Below are 297 nucleotides of genomic sequence, written 5' to 3'. Positions count from 1 at the left end.
TTATGGAAAGTACGGATATCTCTGTAAAGTTTCGATGTTTTGGAGATGAATATAGCTTATCAAAGGAAGTTAAATTAACAATCATTCGTTGCATTCAGGAAGCATTAACAAACGCTGTTAGACATGGACGCGCAAGTGAAATCAGAGTATCTCTATATTTCGACAACTTAGAGTTACGCTTACAAGTTGAAGATAATGGCGTATTGAAACGAGAGAAAAAAATTGAGCTCGGTTTTGGCTTAGGTGCGATGAAAGAAAGACTGCAGGCTTTGCAAGGAAATTTATCCATACATACAG

At 36.7% G+C, this 297-nt stretch carries 1 protein-coding gene; it reads left to right on the top strand.

The genetic code is table 11. From position 1 onward, the window contains the following. Window positions 1–297, top strand: a 297-nt coding sequence (locus KI375_RS27115; RefSeq protein WP_212976448.1) for a sensor histidine kinase, incomplete at both ends; no start/stop codon positions are given.

Source organism: Bacillus sp. J14TS2 (genome assembly GCF_018333015.1).
Lineage (GTDB): Bacteria > Bacillota > Bacilli > Bacillales > Bacillaceae_C > Lederbergia.
Note: the sequence above shows the minus strand (reverse complement) of the source record. Positions and strands in the feature narration are given on the sequence as shown.